Source organism: Clostridium sp. CTA-5 (assembly GCF_054768135.1).
The window spans coordinates 852593-874892 of record NZ_BAAAAT010000001.1; the positions used below are offsets into that span (position 1 = coordinate 852593).

At 24.3% G+C, this 22300-nt stretch carries 22 protein-coding genes; 3 read left to right on the plus strand and 19 right to left on the minus strand.

Features of this window, described 5'->3' with window-relative positions:
• Nucleotides 1-127: 127 nt before the first annotated feature.
• Complete coding sequence (locus ACYUET_RS03975; protein WP_460277945.1) at nt 128-643, plus strand: YtxH domain-containing protein; 516 nt, start codon at nt 128-130, stop codon at nt 641-643.
• A 209-nt stretch (nt 644-852) separates the two neighbouring features.
• Here the strand turns inward: ACYUET_RS03975 and ACYUET_RS03980 are convergent, their stop codons facing one another.
• The gene (locus tag ACYUET_RS03980) at nt 853-1842 is read right to left on the minus strand and encodes a tyrosine recombinase XerC (protein ID WP_460277946.1); all 990 of its coding nucleotides are present in this window, start codon (nt 1840-1842) and stop codon (nt 853-855) included.
• Between the two features lie 712 nt (nt 1843-2554).
• Here ACYUET_RS03980 and ybaK point away from each other — a divergent pair.
• Nucleotides 2555-3031, plus strand: a complete 477-nt coding sequence (ybaK, locus tag ACYUET_RS03985) for a Cys-tRNA(Pro) deacylase (protein WP_460277947.1) — start codon at nt 2555-2557, stop codon at nt 3029-3031.
• 140 nt (nt 3032-3171) lie between these two features.
• Here ybaK and miaB read toward each other — a convergent pair whose 3' ends face one another.
• The 9 genes from miaB to ACYUET_RS04030 all read right to left on the minus strand — a co-directional run bounded on the left by miaB (nt 3172) and on the right by ACYUET_RS04030 (nt 11756).
• Entirely contained in the window at nt 3172-4533 is a 1362-nt protein-coding gene (gene miaB, locus ACYUET_RS03990) for a tRNA (N6-isopentenyl adenosine(37)-C2)-methylthiotransferase MiaB (RefSeq protein ID WP_460277948.1), read from the minus strand.
• A 184-nt stretch (nt 4534-4717) separates the two neighbouring features.
• Nucleotides 4718-4885: a hypothetical protein gene (locus tag ACYUET_RS03995; protein WP_460277949.1), complete on the minus strand. Its 168-nt coding sequence runs from the start codon at nt 4883-4885 to the stop codon at nt 4718-4720.
• A gap of 370 nt (nt 4886-5255) precedes the next feature.
• A complete protein-coding gene (locus ACYUET_RS04000; RefSeq protein ID WP_460277950.1) occupies nt 5256-5534 on the minus strand; it encodes a hypothetical protein in 279 nt (92 codons plus the stop codon).
• Nucleotides 5535-5578: 44 nt separating this feature from the next.
• The gene (locus ACYUET_RS04005; RefSeq protein WP_460277951.1) at nt 5579-6427 is read right to left on the minus strand and encodes a GNAT family N-acetyltransferase; all 849 of its coding nucleotides are present in this window, start codon (nt 6425-6427) and stop codon (nt 5579-5581) included.
• Between the two features lie 153 nt (nt 6428-6580).
• Nucleotides 6581-8488 (minus strand): bifunctional 4-hydroxy-3-methylbut-2-enyl diphosphate reductase/30S ribosomal protein S1, encoded by a 1908-nt coding sequence (locus ACYUET_RS04010; RefSeq protein WP_460277952.1) that lies wholly within the window; start codon nt 8486-8488, stop codon nt 6581-6583.
• A 22-nt stretch (nt 8489-8510) separates the two neighbouring features.
• On the minus strand, nt 8511-9170 hold the full coding sequence (cmk, locus tag ACYUET_RS04015; protein ID WP_460277953.1) for a (d)CMP kinase: 660 nt from the start codon (nt 9168-9170) through the stop codon (nt 8511-8513).
• A 109-nt stretch (nt 9171-9279) separates the two neighbouring features.
• On the minus strand, nt 9280-10497 hold the full coding sequence (locus ACYUET_RS04020; RefSeq protein ID WP_460277954.1) for a BaiN/RdsA family NAD(P)/FAD-dependent oxidoreductase: 1218 nt from the start codon (nt 10495-10497) through the stop codon (nt 9280-9282).
• 339 nt (nt 10498-10836) lie between these two features.
• Nucleotides 10837-11064, minus strand: a complete 228-nt coding sequence (locus ACYUET_RS04025; protein ID WP_460277955.1) for a DUF1653 domain-containing protein — start codon at nt 11062-11064, stop codon at nt 10837-10839.
• A 47-nt stretch (nt 11065-11111) separates the two neighbouring features.
• Nucleotides 11112-11756 (minus strand): pentapeptide repeat-containing protein, encoded by a 645-nt coding sequence (locus ACYUET_RS04030; protein WP_460277956.1) that lies wholly within the window; start codon nt 11754-11756, stop codon nt 11112-11114.
• Nucleotides 11757-11935: 179 nt separating this feature from the next.
• Here ACYUET_RS04030 and ACYUET_RS04035 point away from each other — a divergent pair, with 179 nt between their 5' ends.
• The gene (locus ACYUET_RS04035; protein WP_460277957.1) at nt 11936-12592 is read left to right on the plus strand and encodes a GNAT family N-acetyltransferase; all 657 of its coding nucleotides are present in this window, start codon (nt 11936-11938) and stop codon (nt 12590-12592) included.
• Between the two features lie 139 nt (nt 12593-12731).
• On the opposite strand, the gene ACYUET_RS04040 is transcribed toward ACYUET_RS04035, so the two are convergent.
• The 9 genes from ACYUET_RS04040 to ACYUET_RS04080 all read right to left on the minus strand — a co-directional run bounded on the left by ACYUET_RS04040 (nt 12732) and on the right by ACYUET_RS04080 (nt 22155).
• A complete protein-coding gene (locus ACYUET_RS04040) occupies nt 12732-14102 on the minus strand; it encodes a DUF3829 domain-containing protein (protein WP_460277958.1) in 1371 nt (456 codons plus the stop codon).
• Between the two features lie 159 nt (nt 14103-14261).
• Nucleotides 14262-15452 (minus strand): Mbeg1-like protein, encoded by a 1191-nt coding sequence (locus ACYUET_RS04045; protein WP_460277959.1) that lies wholly within the window; start codon nt 15450-15452, stop codon nt 14262-14264.
• A 67-nt stretch (nt 15453-15519) separates the two neighbouring features.
• Nucleotides 15520-17547 (minus strand): methyl-accepting chemotaxis protein, encoded by a 2028-nt coding sequence (locus ACYUET_RS04050; RefSeq protein WP_460277960.1) that lies wholly within the window; start codon nt 17545-17547, stop codon nt 15520-15522.
• A 348-nt stretch (nt 17548-17895) separates the two neighbouring features.
• A complete protein-coding gene (locus tag ACYUET_RS04055) occupies nt 17896-18315 on the minus strand; it encodes a bacteriohemerythrin (RefSeq protein WP_460277961.1) in 420 nt (139 codons plus the stop codon).
• A gap of 339 nt (nt 18316-18654) precedes the next feature.
• Nucleotides 18655-19260: an NUDIX hydrolase gene (locus tag ACYUET_RS04060; protein ID WP_460277962.1), complete on the minus strand. Its 606-nt coding sequence runs from the start codon at nt 19258-19260 to the stop codon at nt 18655-18657.
• A 245-nt stretch (nt 19261-19505) separates the two neighbouring features.
• On the minus strand, nt 19506-19991 hold the full coding sequence (locus ACYUET_RS04065; RefSeq protein WP_460277963.1) for a L,D-transpeptidase: 486 nt from the start codon (nt 19989-19991) through the stop codon (nt 19506-19508).
• A gap of 123 nt (nt 19992-20114) precedes the next feature.
• Nucleotides 20115-20894, minus strand: a complete 780-nt coding sequence (locus ACYUET_RS04070) for a PHP-associated domain-containing protein (protein ID WP_460277964.1) — start codon at nt 20892-20894, stop codon at nt 20115-20117.
• A gap of 90 nt (nt 20895-20984) precedes the next feature.
• The gene (locus tag ACYUET_RS04075) at nt 20985-21473 is read right to left on the minus strand and encodes a DNA-deoxyinosine glycosylase (RefSeq protein WP_460277965.1); all 489 of its coding nucleotides are present in this window, start codon (nt 21471-21473) and stop codon (nt 20985-20987) included.
• A 67-nt stretch (nt 21474-21540) separates the two neighbouring features.
• Nucleotides 21541-22155, minus strand: a complete 615-nt coding sequence (locus ACYUET_RS04080; protein ID WP_460277966.1) for a DUF488 domain-containing protein — start codon at nt 22153-22155, stop codon at nt 21541-21543.
• Nucleotides 22156-22300: the final 145 nt, after the last annotated feature.

The window sequence follows — 22300 nt, forward strand, 5'->3', positions numbered from 1 at the left end:
TTTCTTTTAGTTTTCAGTATAAATATTATGTAAAATAATTAAAAGAATATTAAGAACAAACTAAGTATATATATAATTTTTAAACACAAACTATCATAGAACTATAATTAAAAGAAGGGGTGCTGATATGAAAAGAAAATCCGTTTTGGCATTAGCTTTACTAGTTATGTTATCATCTTCAACATTTATTAGTTGTAAAAATTCAACAACAGATAATATTAAAAATAATGCAGAAAAAACCAGTGAAGATGTTAAAAAAGTTGGAGAAGATGTAAAAGAAGGAGCTAAAAATGTAGGTGAAAATATCAAATATACTGCAGTTAACTTCAAAGATGATATAGTAAGTGCTGGCTATGAAATCAAAGAAGCTCTTGAAGGGAAAAAAGCTTATTTTACTGGAAATGAAACAGTATACAAACTTGGAAATGATTATGTTTATGTTTATGAATATGATTCTAGTGATAAACTAGATGCAGATATTAAAACTATATCAAAAGATGGTATGACGATAAATGGTAAAGCAATGAATTTTAAAACTAAACCTTATTATTTTAGAAAAGGGGATACACTTATAATATACGAAGGAAATGATTCTAAATATGTTGAGAATTTTAAAAAGCTTTATGGAAATCCAATAATATAGTACTATAAATTATTTATTAAGAAAGATTATTTTTATAGTATAAAGATGAGATTACTTTTTATTTAAAATCTATATTTATGAAATAAAGTATAAAATTAATTACAGTATAAATATTATGTAAAGTAATTTTAAAAAAGTATTATCTGCAGGAATAAATTAGGCTTTATTTCTGCAGATAATATTATCAAAGTTATAGTAGGAGAGTAGCACTATAATTTTGATAATGGATTTGATTTTACAGCTTCTCTCAATGTATCATCATCAACGTGAGTATAAATTTGAGTTGTTGATATATTTTCATGTCCTAAAATGTTTTGAAGGCTTCTTATATCTACTTGTCCATATTTATACATAAGGGTAGCGGCAGTGTGTCTTAATTTATGTGGGGTATATTTAGCATCTGTTAAACCGGCATTAGTTATATGTTTCTTTATCATTATTTCAACAGTTCTTTGATTTATAGGAGTATTTCTTGAGGATAAAAATAAGAATTTTTTATTTTCTAATAAAGCTTTAGAATCATCTCTAACTTGTTTATAATTATTTATTGCTTTTAAACAGGCTTCATTTAAATAAACAGTTCGTTCTTTATTTCCTTTACCTATAATAGTTAACGTATCATTTCTAATCCTATCTGTTTTTATACTGCATAATTCTGAAAGACGCATTCCACAATTTAAAAATAAAGTTAAAATGCAATAATCACGAGCATAATTTTTATTGCTTTTATCCAAAGATTCAAGCAAATGTAAGCTTTGTTCTAATGTAAGGTAAACAGGATGTCTTTTATTTATTTTAGGTGATTCAAGCTCAGTAGTTGGATTATCAGTTATTATTTTTGCTTTTCCCTGAAGAAATTTAAAAAAAGATTTTAACGTAGCTACCTTTCTAGCTCTAGCATAACTGCTATTTTCTCTATATTTTTCAACAAAAGACATAAAAGCATACAAATCTCTAAGCTTTATAGATTTTAAAAATTCATCGTCAATTGATGTTATATCTATTTCATCGAAATCTAGTTTTTCATTTTTTACCATTCCTTTATACAACATTATAAATCTAAAAAATATAGTCAAATCTTTTTTGTATGCACTAATTGTATTTTGTGATTTGTTTTTTATAGTTTCTAAATAATTTAAGAAATCTATAACTGAATCTGGTAGATCATTGTTTTTAAACATATTAATATCATAATTCATTTTTTGTCTCCATAATTGAAATATATTTAAATCTTATTATTATTTACAAGATTTAAATATATTATAACAATAAATGAATTTTTTATCAATTATTTCGGGAAATATACATTTCCCGAAATAATTTTACGCTTTTTTATTAATATTATATCCAAATTTTATATAAATTATACTATTTAATTGTTTTTAGCTTGATTATTACCTTCATTAAAATTAACTATTTTTTATTATATAGTAAATTAATTTATATTATATTTTATTTTGTAATTTCAATCTATTCTAACTGTTTATTAATTTAAGATTAAGTTTTATATATTAACAATCTATATATAACTTTGCATCAAAATATACTTTGAAATATCTTTTAAAACGATGTTTTGATTTGAATTATCAATAAAACTTATATAACTTAAACTTTTATAATATCCTAAAGTTTACTAAAAATTAACCCTAATTATTCCAAAACACCGATATCGATTTTGATGAATTTTTGAATTTAACTTTTAAAAAAAGCACATAAAACTACTTTTGAAACATATACAAATTTGCAAAATATAAACACATGGAAAATACTTTTTACCTATAAAATTCATAAAAAATCAAAAATTTGATTGAAAAAGCAATTATAATGTATAATTTATTTAAGAAGAATAAAATATCAATTAAATCTAAAATATGATTTATAATACTTTTTAATTCAAAGGAGGAAAAATTTATGGCTCAAACAAAAACTAATGCTATGAGAATTTTAGATACTAATAATATAACATATCAAACTTACAATTATGAAAATAAGGATGGTAAAATAGATGGTGTCGTAGTTGCACATAAAATAAATAAGGATGTTAATCAAGTTTTCAAAACTTTAGTAACACAAGGCCATTCCAAAGAATTTTATGTTTTTGTAATTCCAGTTGCCGAAGAATTGGATATGAAAAAAGCTAGTAAAGTTGCCAGTGAAAAAAATATAGAAATGATTCATGTTAAAGATATAAATAAAATAACAGGTTATATAAGGGGTGGCTGTTCTCCACTTGGTATGAAAAAACAATTCAAAACTTTTGTTCAAGAAGAAGCTTTATGTTTTGAAACAATAGTATTTAGTGGTGGTAAAATAGGTCATCAAATTGAGATGAATCCCAACGATCTTCAAAAAGTTATAAATTGTTCTTTTGAAGATATAATTAAGTAAATATTTATGCTCTAGTAGATTTATATTTGTAATTTTACATTGCTAATCTTATATAATATTTTTCTTAACAAGTATAAAAATAAAATTAAAAAATAAGACAGTATATAATTTTTAATATACCATCTTATTTTTTATTTACTCTACTCTACAATTTCTCCAATTAATGAGAACGAATTAGCTTTAGTAATTTTCACATTAACTAACTTCCCTACTAATTCTGTACATCCATCAAAATTTACTAATCTTGCATTCCTAGTTCTTCCTGTTAATTTATTCTCATCATTTTTACTTACACCTTCAACTAGAACTTCATAAATCTTACCTTCTGCCGCCTTATTTCCTTTTGCAATACATTCATTTACTACTTTAACTAATTTGTTGAATCTTTCATGTTTAACTTCTTCCGGTATTTGATTTTCCATCTTATCTGCTGGTGTATGATTTCTTCTTGAATATAAATATGTGAATGCTGCATCATATTGAATTTCTTTAACTAAATCTATAGTTTCTTCAACATCTTCTTCTGTTTCTCCTGGGAATCCAATTATTATATCAGTTGAAAATGTTACATCTGGAATTTCGTTTCTTATAGTTTTAGCTAATTCTAAATATTGTTCTCTTGTATAATTTCTATTCATTTCTTTAAGTAGTCTATTCGATCCGCTTTGTACAGGCAGATGAATTTGTTCGCAAATCTTATCACATTCTTTAATAGCTATAATTACATCTAAAGTTAAATCTTTAGGATGCGATGTCATAAATCTAATTCTTTCAAGCCCTTCAATTTTATTGATTCTTCTTAGAAGATCAGCAAAGGTAATTTCATTTTCTAATCCCTTACCATATGAGTTGACATTTTGACCTAATAAAGTTACTTCTTTATAACCTTTAGATACTAATTCTTTAATTTCATTTTCTATATCTTCCGGATTTCTACTTCTTTCTCTTCCTCTAACATATGGGACTATACAATATGTACAAAAATTATTACAACCGTACATTATAGTAACAAAGGCTTTCACACTACTCTTTCTATCTATAGGAAGACCTTCTACTATTTTTTCTTCTTTATTTAAAATTTCTTTAACTTGTACTCCTTCAGTTTGTACTCTATTCAAGTATTCTGGAAATTTATGCGAGTTATGTGTTCCAAAAATTATGTCAACGAAAGGAAATCTTTTTAGAATTTCATCAGCCATGCCTTTTTGTTGCATCATACAGCCACATATTCCGATAACTAATTCTGGATTCTTTTCTTTTAATTTTTTTAACATTCCAAGGTTACCATATACTTTATTTTCAGCATTTTCTCTAACACAACAAGTGTTAAATAATATTATTGAGGCTTCTTCTCTAACTTCAGTACTAGTATATCCTATTCTCTTTAACATTCCTGAAAGTTTTTCTGAATCTTCTTCATTCATTTGACAACCGAATGTAGTAATAAAGAAGGTTTTTTTAGTGTCTTTAATTTTACTTTTTTCATTTATATTAAAAGTCATTTTTGTTCCTCCAATTTTTTAATTCATCTTGTTGTATTATAACAAATATATTATATAAATTAAAGCTTATCAATGTTAATCATTATGTTTTTAATAAATTATTTTGTTAAATAGTTATATAAATTATATTTTTATAAAATTAAAAGTAGATTAAACAATAAGTTTAACCTACTTTTAAAAATAATTAATGAGATTGTAAGAAGTATTCATAACTTTCTATCTTATCCTCTCTATTAGTTTGTTTTAACCATTTATTATATTTATAAATATGTTCTTCTAAGATTTCTCTATTTATAAAGCCATTTCTATTTCTTCTTTCTGCATACATAGCAATTTTTATTAAATTTCCCAATAGCGCTTTCACCCTTTCTTAACTTAAGAATATAATAATGCTTTTTCTGTTTTTTGAAACTGTTTACATGTATAGTATATCTAATTTTTCGCTTTTAGTAAACCTATACAATTATTTATATTTTTTCAATGTATTACATTTCAGTCTATTTTTTTAACATACTCTACATAATGTCTTAACATTTATTATCTTATATTGTATAATCTTGTAAATAAAAAACATACAATTTTTAAAAATACATAAAGAGTAGCAAAACATACATATAATAAATTGCTACTCTTTAATTTTTAGTTTAGATAAAAACTAATATTCAGTTTTATGTTTAAATGATATTTTTAAAATTCAAAGCATTTTTTAGATTATTTATCAATTAATTTCCACTTAATCCTTCCATACTTGCAAAGTTTCCACTATACATAGTTACTATCTTTATATCGGTATCTGAAATCGGTACAATACTGTTTGGTGTTATACCGTTCTTGGTAATTATATAAACTTGTAATGTTATGTTATCTACATAGCAATCGTATTTATTAATTTTTTTGTGTTCAAGTTTAACATATTGAATAAATTCTAATTTACTATTAAAATGAATTTTTTCTCCATAAACTACGTTAGAACTATTATCCCAAATTATTTTACTTTCCATTAATAGTGTATCCCCCTAATTAAATATTGCTTATCTTTTTAAGTCTATTTACCCCAAGTTGTTATTTTCCCATACTCATCAAATCCTACTTTCTTGTATAATGATATTGCATTATAATTGTTAGAATCTACATTTATAGCCACTACATTTATATTTTCATTATAACATAAATACAGTAAGTACCTTATTAACATTTCTCCATAACCATTGCCTCTATATTCTTCTAATATGCCTACATTAACTATAGTATATAATCCATTCCGTAAAATAACCTGACCATATCCTACTGCTTTATTTTCTTCCATTACAAACACACATAAATTATCTATGTAGTAATCTTCTTGTTCTTCTAGTTTTATATCATATGGAACTAATGGAATTCTATCATTTTCATGAAAAACAGAATTTTGAATAAAACATCTTAGTTTTTCATCTTCTTTTTTAGTAAAATTTTTAAAGTTAAATTTATTTCCTAAATAAGATTTATGTTGATTTGATATTTTAATTTTCATCAATGAAGTTATTTTCAATTCTTTAAAACCTAATTTTTTCATTATTTCATAATTTAAATGATTATCCATTACATCAAATACTAATGGCTTATTTCTAAAGATTTCTATAATCTCTTCTTTTACTATATTAATATACGCGTCATTTATATAAAGTGCTAAAATTTTTGCTGTTGTATCTATAGGAGACTCTATCCATATATACCCTATATATTCGTCCTTATATTTAAATAACTTTACTTCTTTTCTTTTTAGATACTGAATAATAAATGATTGAGTATTATAGTCTTCAAAAAAATCTTTATTATATATATTTTCACTTTGCTTTTGTAGTTTTTTTAAGTGTTTTATATTCATTAATGATAATTTTTCTATTATAAGCATAAAAATTTCCTCACTTTTATAATAAGTAAAGTATATTATTTTTATTTATTATAGTCAATTTCAAATATACTAAAGAAGTTTTTTATTTACAAGTTAAACAAAAAAGAACCTCTATATAAATATATTTAGGTTCTTTTTCATTTAGTACAAAATTTAAATATCTTTTATACTTAAACTAACTCTTTTATTTTCTTCATCTACTTCTAAAATTTTAGCTTTAACTTCTTGCCCTACAGTTAAAACTTCTGATGGATGTTGAATTCTATTATGTGAAATTTTTGAAATATGAACTAAACCATCTACTCCTGGTTCTAACTCTATAAATGCGCCAAAATCATTTATTCTTACAACTTTACCTAATACAATAGATCCTTCTGGATATTTTTCTTTTGCGTTATCCCATGGTTTTGGAAGTAATTCTTTTCTGCTTAGAGACAGTTTTTTATTTTCTTTATCTAAATCAATAATTTTAACTTCAATAACTTGCCCTTTTGTTAGTATATCTTCAATGTTTTTAACATGATTCCATGATATTTGTGATAAATGTAATAAACCATCTATACCATTAACATCTAAAAATGCTCCAAATGAAGTAAATCTTTTAACTTCACCTTTAACTACATCTCCAATATTTAATGATTCCCATACTTTAGCTTCTTCTTCTGCTCTAACACCTTCTAATAAAACTCTTCTTGAGGCTATTACTTTTGTATGATTATCAACAGAATAATCTATTAGTTTAACCTCTAAAGTTTTATTAACATATTCTTCTTTATCTTTAGTAAATTTAGTATCAATTTGTGAAGCGGGTATAAATATTCTTACACCATTATAATATGCAACAAGTCCTTTTTCTCTGGCCTCTTTAATAGTTACATTAAAAGTTTTTCCTTCATTAAATAAAACTTCAAGTTCTTTATAAGCCTCTTCTTTTTCATATTCAAGTCTTGATAAAACAACATATCCATCAGAATTTTGTAATTTTATAACTTTTGCTTTTATTTTATCTCCCACATTAAGGTTTTCCACTATATTTGCAGGCTCCTCTTTTAATGTTAATTCATTAAAAGGAATAACCCCATCTATTTTATATCCTACTAATGAAACTATTATAGAATCATTAGTTTTTGAAAGAATTTCCCCTTCTACTTCATCACCAATTACAAACCTTCTATCAAGTTCATTCATTAATGATAATTGATCATCACAGTTAATATTTTGTTCGTTATTCATAATTTCAATTACCTCCTTAATAATCCAATCTGGTGTAGATGCACCAGCAGTTATTCCTATTCTATTTATATTATTTTTTATAAAATCTTTAGGTAACTCTTTAGCATTTTCTATGTGTATTGTATTTTCACAATTATTTTTAGAAATTTGATAAAGTTTAGTTGTATTTGAACTTTCTTTACCTCCAATAACTATCATACAATCTACTTCTTTTGAGACTTTATTTGTACTTCTTTGTCTGACTTCTGTAGCAGCACATATTGTATTAAAGGCTAATAATTCTTTAACTTTTGTAGAAAGATTTTTAATTAACCTTTCCCAATTTTCAACTTTTTCAGTTGTTTGAGATACCACACAAACCTTGTGAGGAATATCACCTTCTAATTCACCATTCTTAGAAATAATAGCTTTATTTTCACACCAACCATTTATACCTACAACCTCAGGATGATTAGAATCACCAAGTATTATTATAGTATACCCTAATTGTGAATATTTCTTTACTTTTTTTTGAATATTGGTTACAAAAGGACAAGTAGCATTTACAACTTTTAATTGAAGTTTGTTCAAAGAATTTATAACTTCCTCTGATACTCCATGAGATCTTATAACAATGATATCATCAGGATTTAAACTATTTATATTTTCTAACTCTATAGAATAGATATTATTTTGTTTTAATAAGTCCACTACATCATTATTATGTATTAAAGGGCCAAGTGTATAAATTTTTTTTCCTTCTTGTTTTTGTATTTTTAATGCTTCATCTACGGCTCTTTGTACTCCAAAACAAAAACCAGCATTTTTTGCTAAAATTATTTCACTCATTAATATATTCTCCTTAGCATTTTTATGCTTTGATTTTTTGTCTTATATAAGAATTGATTTTTTCTGTTACTTCAGATATATTAAGCCCTGTAGTATCAACTTCAATAGCATCATCTGCTTTTTTTAGTGGATCTACTTCTCTATGAGTATCTTTATAATCCCTATCTATAATATCTTTTAATATCTCATCATATGAACACTCAATATTTCTAAGTTGTAATTCCTTATATCTTCTATTTGCTCTTTCTTCTGGTGTAGCTGTTAAGAAAAATTTAAAGTTTGCGTTTTTCAGAACAACAGTTCCTATATCTCTTCCATCCATTATAACATCAAATTTATTAGACATATCTCTTTGAAGTTTAACAAGTTTAGCTCTTACTTCTGATATTGATGCATAAGAAGAAACTATATTGCTTATTTCAGGAAGAGTTATTTTATCCTGAATGTTTTCACCATTCAAAATTAAATCATCATTTTCAAAATGCATTTCCATAGTACTTATTAAATCACATATTTTATTAACATCACTTGAAACCAGCCCTTTTTCGTTAGCTTTTAATGCTACTGCTCTATACATTGCTCCAGTATTTATGTACATAAGATTAAATTCTTTACCTACTAATTTAGCTATTGTACTTTTACCTGCACCTGCTGGTCCATCTATTGCTACTGATATTCTCAAAATCTGTTCCTCTTTTCTAATTTTTATAAAATTTTTAATTTTAAAACCTTTAATACGATTATATAATTTTTTATTATCTCAAACAAGGTAATATTTTCTTAATTAATCATTAAACATTGTCACCTGCTATATATCCTGTTGATAATGCAATTTGAACATTATACCCTCCAGTAAAGGCATCAACATCTATAACTTCCCCAGCAAAAGAAAGATTATCAATAATTTTAGATTTCATTGTAGAAGGATCTATTTCTTTTGTACTTACCCCGCCTGCTGTAACAATTGCTTCAGCAATTGGTCTAAGATCTTTAATCTCTAATTCTATACCTTTTATAGTATCAACTAACTTTCTTCTTTCTTCTTTTGTAATTTCATTTACTTTTTTATCTTCAGAAATGCCTGTTAAATTAATAATAAAAGGAATTAACTTTTTAGGTAATAATTCGTCTAATGAATTTTTAAAATCTTTATTTAAATATTTTTTAAAATCTTTTTGTATTCTTTTATCAAGTTCTCCAATATTTAATGCTGGTTTTAAATCAATATAAATTTTGTAGGATTTATCACTATTTTTTATAAATCTACTTCCACTTAATATAAGTGGCCCAGATAAACCAAAGTGAGTAAATAACATCTCTCCAAAATTAGTATATACATTTTTACCATTTTCTTTTATTGTTACTTCAACATTTTTTAAAGATAATCCCATAAGTTCTTTAGTCACATGATCTTTTATTTCTATTGGAACCAATGATGGAACTAATTTAACTATTTTATGTCCTAGTTTTTTAGCAAATTCCTGTCCTTCTCCTCTTGAACCAGTTAAAGGATAGGATGCTCCACCAGTTGCGATAATAAAGTAATCCCCTTTAATTGTTTCTTCATTATTTATTTCAACACATATTATTTTATTATTTTTATATTTTATATCTGTTACCTTTGAGTTAAGTTTAATTTTCACATTAGATCTACTTAATGCATTAGATAATCCTCTAATTATATCTGAAGATTTATCAGATTCAGGAAATACTCTATCTCCTCTTTCAATCTTTAATTTGATACCTTCATTTTCAAAAAATTTCATTGTATCATCATTAGTGAAAGTATATAGTGAGCTGTAAAGAAAGTGAGGATTTCCAGGTATATAATCAAAAAAGTCAGATATATCCTTTGCATTAGTTACATTACATCTTCCTTTTCCAGTTATAAAAAGTTTTTTTCCTATTCTTTCATTACTATCTAATAATATTACTTCATGTTTTTTCCCAGCTGTTATTGCGGCCATCATTCCTGCTGGTCCAGCTCCAATAACAATAACTTTACTCATTAAAAAAATCAGCTCCTTAGTTTTTTTACTTAACATTAAACTTTCTTATGTTTAACTTATTCATATGTACATATTATTTAAATATTACCATATTAATTATATCAGATTTAATTATACATTATAAAATCTATATATTATATATAATTATCTACTCTGTTAATTAGTTATCTAAAGTTTTTATAATATACACACGTTATAAATCTAAAACATATGATTATATTTAAATTATAATTAATACTAAATAGTTTTCGAAAAAGAAAACATATATAAATGCTAGTATAAAATATATAGTTCCAAAGCTATACTACACTATTATATTTCATGATAAACATCTAATTATTACTTATCAATATATTCAAATCTATACTCTTGAGTGATACCTGGATACTTATTCTTATCAACTTTACTCATAAACATATCATAAGGTCTAATAAAAGTATTAAAATCTCCATATAGAGCCTTATACACCACAAATCTTTCTCTAGTTTCACTATGAATTGCGATATCAATAACTTCATATTCTTTTCCTTTAAAGTGTCTGTATCTACCTGTTTTAAATTCTCGCATGTTAAATTCTCCTTTTAAAAGTTTTATGATCAATTACAGTTATTATTTTATTTAATAATAACCCCTAATATTTTAGCGAGTTCCATAGCCTGTATTGGTGATACTATAGCACCGTTTAATTCTTTGCCTGTCAGTATAATTGAAGAAATATCACTGTCTGTAAAATCTATTCCTTTTAGTAGAGTATTAGTAAAATCCCCTAACACTAAATTGCAACTACTAAATGCTATTTTATTAAAATTACACTCAAAAAAACTTACATTATTCATGTTACATTTATCATAATTTATTAACTTCATTTTTGAATATGAAAAATTAGAATACGTACATAAACACTCCTTAAAAAGAACATTTTGTATGTTACATTCACTAAAATTACTTCCTGTTAATTTACAATTTTGAAATTCAACCCTATATATACTTCCTTCTGAAAAATCTATATTAGATAAATCACAATTTTTAAATACACAATCTAATAAATCTACACGTTTAAACAAACACTGGTCAAATACAACATTTTCGAAAATACACCCGTTAATCTCTACACGTTCTTCATTTATAGAATCTAATAAACAATTTTTTATTGAACTATTTAAAATCTCTTTTTCATTAACAATTAAGTCATGAAGATCTATATCTTTTTCTAGAAAACTTACTAATTTGGGTTTTACTAATTTATTTAAATCAGACATATTAATATACCTCTATTTCTCTATAATTTTTATATTAATTATAGTATCATACTTTTAATAAAGTTTAGTACATATATTTTCCACAAATTCAAAAATGCTATAATTATAAAATAAAGTATATGTATTAATTTCTAGATTGGAGAATAGATTTAGAAAGAAACTTTCTACTAAATGTAGATATGCTTGAGTGTATAAGAAGAGAAAGTGCTAAGATTATTTTTGCATCAAATTTTGGAGTATTAATATTTGATAAGTTATCTAAAATACATATGATGTATGCAGAAGATTATGAAACTGCTAATTTAATAGTTAATAAAATCCCTGATAATGTAAAAATATTAGTAGTACATCAAAAAGACTCTCTGGAATTGGTTTATAAAAAATTTAATTTTACTAATAAAATGATTTGTAATAATACAGTTTATATAAAAAAAGAAAAACTAAAAATCTTTAATCCTAATATTAAAATTAAATCTCTTAGCGAAAAGTATAAAGATATTATAACTAAAAATTATTCTAAGATTAATCTTATAAAAGAAACTTACATATATGAACGTTTAAAATCCAACACTATGTTTGGAGCTTTTATTGATAATAAATTGTGTGGATTTATAGGTACTCATGAAGAAGGTTCAATAGGTATGTTACAAGTTTTACCTGAGTATAGGGGCATTGGAATTGCTTCAGTGCTTCAAAGTGTAGCTACAAATAAAGCTTTAGATGATAATAGATATATTTATGGACAAGTTATTGATGGTAACATAGCTTCAAAAAACCTTCAAAAAAAACTAGGTTTTATATTTTCAAAAGATAAGATTTATTGGTTATTTAGATAAAAAATAAAAGGTGATATTATTTTTATCTCACCTTTTATTCTCACAATTATTATTTTAAATAAACTTTCATATAATATGTAAAGATTCTTTTTAATTTTAATTATTATGTATATGAATTATGTTTTATTTTTTATATCTATTAGTTTATAGAACTGTTATAATCTGATATCATACGATCTAAGTAATAACTTAAATCATCAACTGGTGAAGGTTCTGATTCAGCATATACAATTCCCGGTGTATGAACAATTCCTGCACTTAAATCTTGTTTATCTACTACTTCAAGTATTCTGTTGGCACTTCTAACAAAAGAATCAGAATCTTTCTGTAAAGCTTCTAAATGAATAGAATTCTTTTTATCCTTTGAGTAAACTTTATATTTATCATAAGTTTCATTTAAAGTATTTAATAAATTTTTATATTGTGTTAAATCACTTGAGAGTACGTTTGTATCATCAATTTTATTGTCTTTCATATAATTCTTAAGCGCTTCACTATCAATTAATAGTTTTAATGTATAATATTCAAAATCTTGTCCATTTTTTTTATATGTATTTAAATCTTTACTCATTATTTTAATAGCCATAGGCCCTAATTTTTCTGAAAACTGCATATATTTATAATACCATACTTCTATTTGGTCCATATATCTATCATGAAGTTCCTGTGCTCTTGATAGATTATCATTTTTATATTCTTTATCATTATAATATTTACAAACTTCATTAATAATATCATATGTCTTTTTTGTTTCATCAGCTAATGCTATAGCATTTTCATCAACATCTGTTTTAGGCTTTTTAGTCGCTGTCTTTTTTACTTTATCTAAATCACTAAAAAATCCTTCGACTACTGGTGTAATTCCTGAAATTTCATTTTTAGGAATTATAATCTTATCATCATTCCCAAATTGCTCTACATAAGGAGTAACTGAAGCATCAAATCTCCATAATATATCATTATTTAACTTTACATATTCTTGATATTTTTCTTCTTCTCCAGCTGGGTTTGTACCTTCCTTATTTCCAATAAATATAATAACAGGGATTGATATTATAAAAAGTACTGCTAAAAATAGTGCATATCTTTTTTTTGCAGTTTTAGTTTTTTGAGTTTCAGTTTCTACAAAGTTTTGTATATTAAATCCTCTTGATTGCATGTATTCATTATATTCTGAATTTAATTGCATATATAATTCTACATTCTCAGGATTTTGCTTTCCCATAGATATTGCAAACTTCAAATCTTTTTTAATTTTTTTTTCAAAATCAATTGTTCCTAATTGTTCAGCTTTTTTACTTAAAAATAATCCTAAAATAAAACATACAATAGTAACAACTATAAATATTATTTTATCTGAAAATTCCATATTACTTGAAGCACTATCTATAAAAAATACTCCAATACTTCCTATAAAAAATGTTAAAGCTATTGCTTTAAAAATCCCACTTAATACCGAGAGTACAGTAGCACGTGTACTTCCACTATAAATTTTGTAACTTATTCGCATAATTGTTCCCCTTTCATTTTTCAATGCAAATTTAGCTAGTATTAATCTTACAATTGATCTAAACTATGTAAAAATATAATTCAATAAGTAAAATTAATCTAATAAATAAAAAATAATCCATATTATTATCGGTAAATATGGATTATTCTTTACTTATTACTAAATATCTTTAAATTTGTATAATAATTTATTAGTAGCATTCTCAATAATAATTGCTACTTTTTCTCCCTCTATGCCTAATTTTTTAAGTTTAAAAATTATATTATCTTGATAGTTCTTAATTTTTAATAATGTATTTTCTAAGTTTTCTTTAGAATTGCTTTCCTCTATTTTGATAAAATCATTCCAAAATATAAGTGGGAATGTAATACTTAAAAGTAAATTATACGCTATAGAAAATTCATTTTTTAATTCATAATGTTTTGTATAATCAAATAATAATAATGTTCCTTTTACTATTTCTAGTATATTTTTATTTATGCTATTTCCACATAAAAATAACTCTACTATTACAGTTAAACTATTTATAACAAAGCTTTTATGTGGTTCTGGTAATTCTGAAATTACATAAGTTGAAAAATCATTTATAATATTTGAAAAAAAACATTGCCCTGTCTCTTCTCTTAAATTTCCATTACCATCTAGCATTATACCTGCTTTGTGATAGTAAAATGGATTTTTTTGAAATTCTGTATCTATATATAACTTTCTTTCACTAACTGGATTAAGAAGGCAATTAACATAATCATATTTTGCACTAATGGATGTTATTTTATTTTTGTTCTTTTCTATTTTATTTTCATATTTATTAATAAATTCATTAGAAAAGCCTTGACCATCAAAGGAAATACACTTACTAACTTTATCAGATAAAAGTGTTACATATTTAGCTTTATTTCCACCTTTTGAATGCCCTGTAACTACTATATTCTTATATGGAATATTATTTATATAATTTAATGCTCTAATTTGTTCAGAGGTATCTATTTTATAAGCTCCCTGTCCATTATCTCCCCATTCATATAAAGTTTTTGTACCTCTAAAGACTACAGTTATACTATCTTTATAAATAAAAGTAGCAGTCTTTACTCCATTAGTATCTGTTTCTATATATTCAATTTTTAGTTTCATTAAATTAGAATTGCTATGAATTTGTTTTATAATTGATATCCATTCACTTTTTTTTACTACCTCTTTACATTCACCATTTGTTAATATAGCTTGATTAAGTTTACCTTTATATAAGATATCATTTATTATTTTTTTTACACTTTTTTCTTTAAAAGTATCCAAATTTAAATATATAAAATTTGATAATAATAATAGTTCACTATCACTTAAAATAAGCATAAAATACTCCTTAAAATAAAATACTTCATTAATATAAATGTATTTATATTTTAAGGAGTTGTTCATATTAGATTAATGTAAATTTATCTATATTATCTTTTAATTGATTAGCTATATCTTGTAGAACATTAGCGTACTCCGTTAATTCATCCATTGTTCTAGTAACTTCTTCTGATGAAGCTGTAACTTCTTCTGATATTGAAGCTGTTTCTTCTGAAACCGCAGATATACTTTCAACTTGATCTTTAACCTTTTCCTTATCAGTCTTCATTTCTTCGTTTAAATTTTTTATATGTTTAATACCTGCTGTTAAATTTGTTATAGAGTCTACTATATTATTAAATATTTGTTTAGTTTCTTCTACAGATTCGTCTTGCTCTTTAAGCATTTTAGTACTTTCCATCATAGCATCACTAGCAGCAACTGCTTTATTATTTATTTGATTAATAATAGATTTTATTTGATCAGTAGAATTTTTAGATTCTTCAGCTAATTTTCTAATCTCTTCAGCAACTACTGCAAAGCCTTTTCCAGCCTCTCCAGCCCTAGCAGCTTCTATACTTGCATTTAATGCTAAAAGATTTGTCTGTTCAGTTATGCCTGCTATAACATTTGAAATATAATTAATACTTTCAATACTTTCTGTCACTTCATTTACAATTCCTGTAGACTTAAGAGAATTTTCAGTTGTTTTTTTAGATTTAGTTACTAATTCATTTAATATTTTTAATCCTTCGCAACTTAAATTTTCAGCTTTGTTAGATAAAACACTTATAGTATTAGTACGACTATCCACTTCGTCTATTTTTATATCTAATTTATCAACACTTTCAGAAACTGTTTGAGCTGCTTGTGCTTGACTAGTAGCGCCTGCAGAAACTTCTTCTATTGCACTTGAAACTTCTGAAACTGAAGAGGTTGTTTCTTCAGACATATTAAATATGTTAGAAGAGGCACTTAATAGATTAGATGATGTACTTTCAACATCTTTCATAAGATCACATACTGTATTTAACATGAAATTGAAGTTATCTCCGAGTTCTCCAAGTTCATTATTCATAGTAACATTTATTCTTTCTGTAAAATCTCCTTTTGCCACTTTTCCTATAGATGTATTTAATTTTTTAATTTCATTAAGTAAAATGTTTATAAGAAAAATTGATGATATACTTCCTAAAACTATACACAGTAACACTGTAATAAATATTGTTGTTTTTATTATCCTTGTATGTTGTAGTATTTCTTCATTATCTATCAATCCAACAAGTTTCCATCCAGTATTTTCATTGCTTTGATGCGTAATATAAACAGTTTTTCCACCATTTTTATATTCATAATTTCCTTTTTCTTCTGAAGATATACTATTCCAAATTGTTAATTCACTAAGTTTTTCTTTAATAACATTATTCTTATCATTATTTACTATTATATTTCCATCTTGATCAACCAATATAACATATCCGGTTTTTAATAGTCCTATATCTTTAACATATTCTTCCAAATTGTCTACTGTTATATCAAAAGCGACTACCCCTATAAATTCGCCGTTATATCCTTTAGCTGCTTGAGCTATTGTAAAAACTAATTTTCCTGTTACACTATCTTTAAATGGTTCTAAATAAACAGTTTTACCATCAGCCTCCTTAGCCTTTGTATACCACTCTTTTGACTTATAATCTAAGTCATTTATATTAACTACAGCTCTATCTGAAACTAATTCACCGTATTCTCCTGCAAAATATGCATTTAAAACTTCTGGAGCTGTTGTTTTTACTGAGTTTAATAAAGCTTGTACATATTCAGCTATATCTTCATGAGTATCTCCCTCACGTGCATTTTCTAAAGAACTTAGATCTTTTATGTCATCATTATATGTAATCATAACTAACTGGTTAGTAAGTACATTCATATATTTAGAGAATCCTTTATCTACTTCATTAAGAGTTTGAGAACTCGTTATATTTAAGTTTTGCTTTAATATGTTTTGTGATTTTTGAATAGAAATTATTCCAACAATACACACAGGTATCATAATCATTAGTATAATAATTGGTATAAGTTTTTTTGAAAGTTTACTATTTTTCTTGTTTTTCATTTAATTATCCCCCCAATGTAAATCAATCTATATTTTAATATGAAAATTATAGTGTAATATATATGCACTAAACCTTTTATAGGTTATTAAAAGTACAAAATTTAAAAATAAAAAATACTTGTTAAGTAGAATAATCGCTCAACAAGTATAATCATTATAGTTCATTAAAAAATTTTATAATCTTATAATTATATGCTTATAATTTTAAAATTGATTTATTAGCAACATCTGTAACTCTTAACATTATACAAATAAGTATAATAATAAGAGTTATAGACAGAAAACTTTTATAAATTAATTAAAATTTACTTTACAATTTATAAACTTACTTAAATTAAATGATAGCTATTATATTACACCTTGTTCTTTTAAATATACTGCATATTCTCTATCAGATATCATAATATGAGTACTAATCCATTGAGATAAAAAGTCTATGATTTCTAGTATAACTTTTCTTTGATTATCATCTATATCTTCTCTAGAAGCCACTTGATCTATTTTATATACATAGAATGCATGTTCCTCTTCTTGACTATGAATATGTTTATAATCATATTTTTTTAACATTTTTTCTTCATATTCAAAATGATATTTTGTATATTCTAAAAGTTCATCAATTATTGTTAATATTTCGTCATATCTATCATAACCATCGTCTATTACAGCAATTTCATAAGCTTTTTTCCCTATATCCATAAGCTTTCTATGTTGCTTATCAATTTCATCGATATTTAGTTTATATCTTTCTTTCCATTCAAATGCCATTTTAAAATCCCCCTTTAATTAAAATTATAATTTTTGCAAATTAAAATACAGTCCTAGTTTAGTAATGTTTTCTATATATTTATCGTATATATTATAAAAATATTAACAACTTTTTAAATAAATATTAACAAAAAAGTCTTATAAAAACAAGTTAACTTATTTATTCTAATTTAAAATTTAAAAATTATTCTATAATATCTCATTGATATTATTAACTTTGATTAGATTATTATATTAATTTTTCATAAAAAAAGGACTAAGTTTTTTCTTAATCCTTCATTTTAATAAAACTTTATTAAATTTTTCAGAATTTAGTTAGAATTTTTGAAGTTTGAATTCTTAAGACAATTCATCTAAAAAATTCTTTAATATTCCTGCTGTGATTCCCCAGATAACATAGTCTTTATATTTATAAAACAAATACCTATATTGTCCTTCTTTAAATTTATAATTTTCTCCATTTACAATTAAATCATAAGGGAAATCATCTCCCCTTTCAACAATTAGCTTTCCAATAGTCTCCAATGGCTTATTATTAAAGAAATAATCAACTGGAATATAAAAAACATGATCAACTTCATATTTATTTATATTTATACTTTGTATATCTTTAACTATTGATAAAAAAGGATGAATTATCATACCATCATATCTAACTACTGTGTCTAATTCTTTTATTATTTCAACACATTTTAATCCTAACTCTTCATAAATTTCTCTTAGTGCTGCCTGTTTTGGAGTTTCTCCCAAATCTATCTTTCCACCTGGAAAGCATATATCACCAGGCTGACTATTTAATTTTTTTGCTCTTACTTCAAATAAAACATAGACTTCATCATTTATTTCTATTAAAGGTACTATTACTGAAGCACGCTTTGCTTTTTTCCATCCATTTATATAAGGCTTTGTTTCTTTTATTTTATTTTTAACATTACTCAAATTCATATGCTTTTATCTCACTTTAATTAAATTAATCTTTTTATAGATAGTTATATATTTAGTTTACTTATGTTATTAAAAATATATGCAAGCTGATTATCAAATCGTATTATATATATCTAGTATTTCTAAATGTATGAGATGGAAATCTAATAAGAAAATATCCTTAAATTAAATTGTAATTTAATTTATTTGCAATTAAACTAAACTCTATCTTAGTACATTATACTATAAAAATAGAGTTTAGTTTTTTAACTTATTATAACCTTAGTATCTCTAGGAATATTATCCCATATCCATTTAGCATTTATTTTTGCTAACCTTACACATCCATCAGATAATGCCATCCCAAGCCTTCCATCCCTAACAGAACCATCTAGATTATATATTATTGAATGGAATAAATAGTTTCCTTTAAATTGTGTATAATACCAACATCTATATCCTTTATTTTCTCCAAATGACAATCCTTTTATTCCAATTGTAAAGTTTCCTTTAGGAGTAGGTGTAGATTTTTTCCCAATTGTACACAGATAACTTTTTAATAGTTTCCAATTACTATTACTTCCATTAAAAATATTAACCTTGAAATTTTTAAGATCAACCCATATAAGATATTCAGTTTTACTCGAAAAATTATTAGAATTTACATAATTTTTAGCATTAGTATTATAATCACCTTTATTTTGTCGTACATTATTAAACTTATTTCTAAATAACTTTTTAAAAAATTCCATGCATATACAACCTTAAAATAATTAATATCACAATTAATATATGAAATTTTTTTAATATTTGACTCTGCTTAACTAAAAACTAAAAATCTTATTTAAACTAAATATTTATATTTCAAACAAAATTTAATTATTTTTATTTGCTTCTCTTTCTTCTTTTTTCTTTCTTTTTATATAATTTTTAGTTATTTTAGATGTATATACTTTTAACTTAAGACACTTTGATATTTTTATTTCATAAGCTTTATTTTTAATATTTTCTTTTAAATCTTTTATTGTATAAAACTCATTTTTAAAGCAAGTTTTTACAGTTCCAAGTTGAACTGGATAATGGCTATCACTTCCTGTTACATATGGTATATTAAGAGTTTTAGATAATTCATTTACTTCTCTTTCAACTATATCCAAACCTCTTTTATATATGTCTTTTGTATTCAGATCTAAAGCATCTAGTCTTTTTAGTAGTTTCTCTGGTTGAAGATATAATTTATGATTTTCTCTATAAGGGTGGCTACCAATCATTAAACATTTATGCTTCTCTCCTAAATCCAACAATCTTTCAAAAAAAATAAAATTATCTTTTTTGGTATGAGATTCTAATTCTTCTCTAATTTTTAATATAGCTTCTCTATTTCCACTTACAATAACGTGTCCACCATATCGTATATCTACTTCCATTCCTATAAATATTGAAAAACCATTTACTATATATCTATCTCCTTCATAAATATAATTATCTTTCAGATAGGAATAAACAGATTTTAAGTCAATTGCATTAAAATGTTCACATAAAATGAGTCCATCTAATCCATTTTCTTTTGCATATTCTATACCTTGCAAAAACAACTTCGGATCAAACTCTAATTTTTTACTTAGTATTCCATGTACATGAAAATCAATATTCATATTTCCTCCTAAATTATTATCTAATTAATCCGTTTAATTTATACTATTCTCATGTACTTATAAAATTCCGATAAATTAACAATATATTTTTTAAGATTCGTTTATAGTTTTAATTATTTTCCATTGTTCTAGTTTTTTTTCAAAAGAAATTGCATGTGCAGGACTTGTAGAACATAATTTATGAAAACTTACTCTTTCAAAATGAAATCCTACTTTCTTTTTAAAGCTATCATAAGCTTTAAAACCATTAAAGAACACATGTTCTATACTTGGGAATTTTTCAAATAAAGTATTAAAATCATTTATTTCTTCAAATTTAATATCTGAATCTAAACTTCCTTCCCTCTCACAAGTATGTAGCACATCCCATAAGCCTATATTATGTCTTTTTAAAAATGATTTTTTATGTTCATAATCTTCATTATATTCTTCATTATATAAAGTATATAATATTCTCCAAAACGCATTTCTAGGATGAGCATAATATTGCTGCCTATTAAGTGATTCAACGCCTGGCATAGAACCTAAAATTAGTATCTTACTATTATTATCTATTAAATAAGGAAATGATTTTATCATATTTTTACCCCTTCTTTCTAAAAAATAATATATTTTATAAATATCTAAGTGTGTATAATCCATTAATCTATTTAATTTTCTCTATTCTATGACCTATTTCTTTATTAGCTAATCTATAGCCCTCTTTTATCATTTCTTGTTCATTAATATCATTGCTAAGTAAACTGTCTATAGTAATTTGTGCTCTATCATAAAAATACTTATTTAAAAGGTTTTCTTCTATATCATCTTGATTTGCAATAGAATAATCATCTAATATATGTTTTACATTAAATCCATTATCTCTTAATGCTTTTCCTACAAGTATGCTCCTATGGCATCTTATAGGATCTTGCATTGCTCCTAGCAACGCTATTTTGTATCCTTTTTCACAGCCCCTTTTTAATCTTTCAATCCCTTTTAAAAAATCAGATTCTCTTATAACTTTCTTAAAGTCAGCATATCCTTCTTCATTATAAGATGTTTTGATGCTTCTGTTTGCTGCAAACTCTTTAGCCATATAGATATATATATAACCTTTATCGGTTAAAGTTTTCTGTAATACCTCTTTATTAAATTGAACATTATATTTAGAATAGGGAATCCCTCTTATATCAACAACACAATTAATATTATAATGTCTTAACATATCAATCAACTTCTCTGTAGAATAATTAGAATGTCCTATCGTGTATATTTCCATATAACTCCTCCTAGTCGTTTAGTTATATAAAGATTTATATATTTTTTAACCTAGGTTTCTAATATTTGATTTTTTTAAAATTGTAATTTAAATTTTTATATAAAATGATGTTTTATATGTGATTTTACTTTAACATTTTTATATT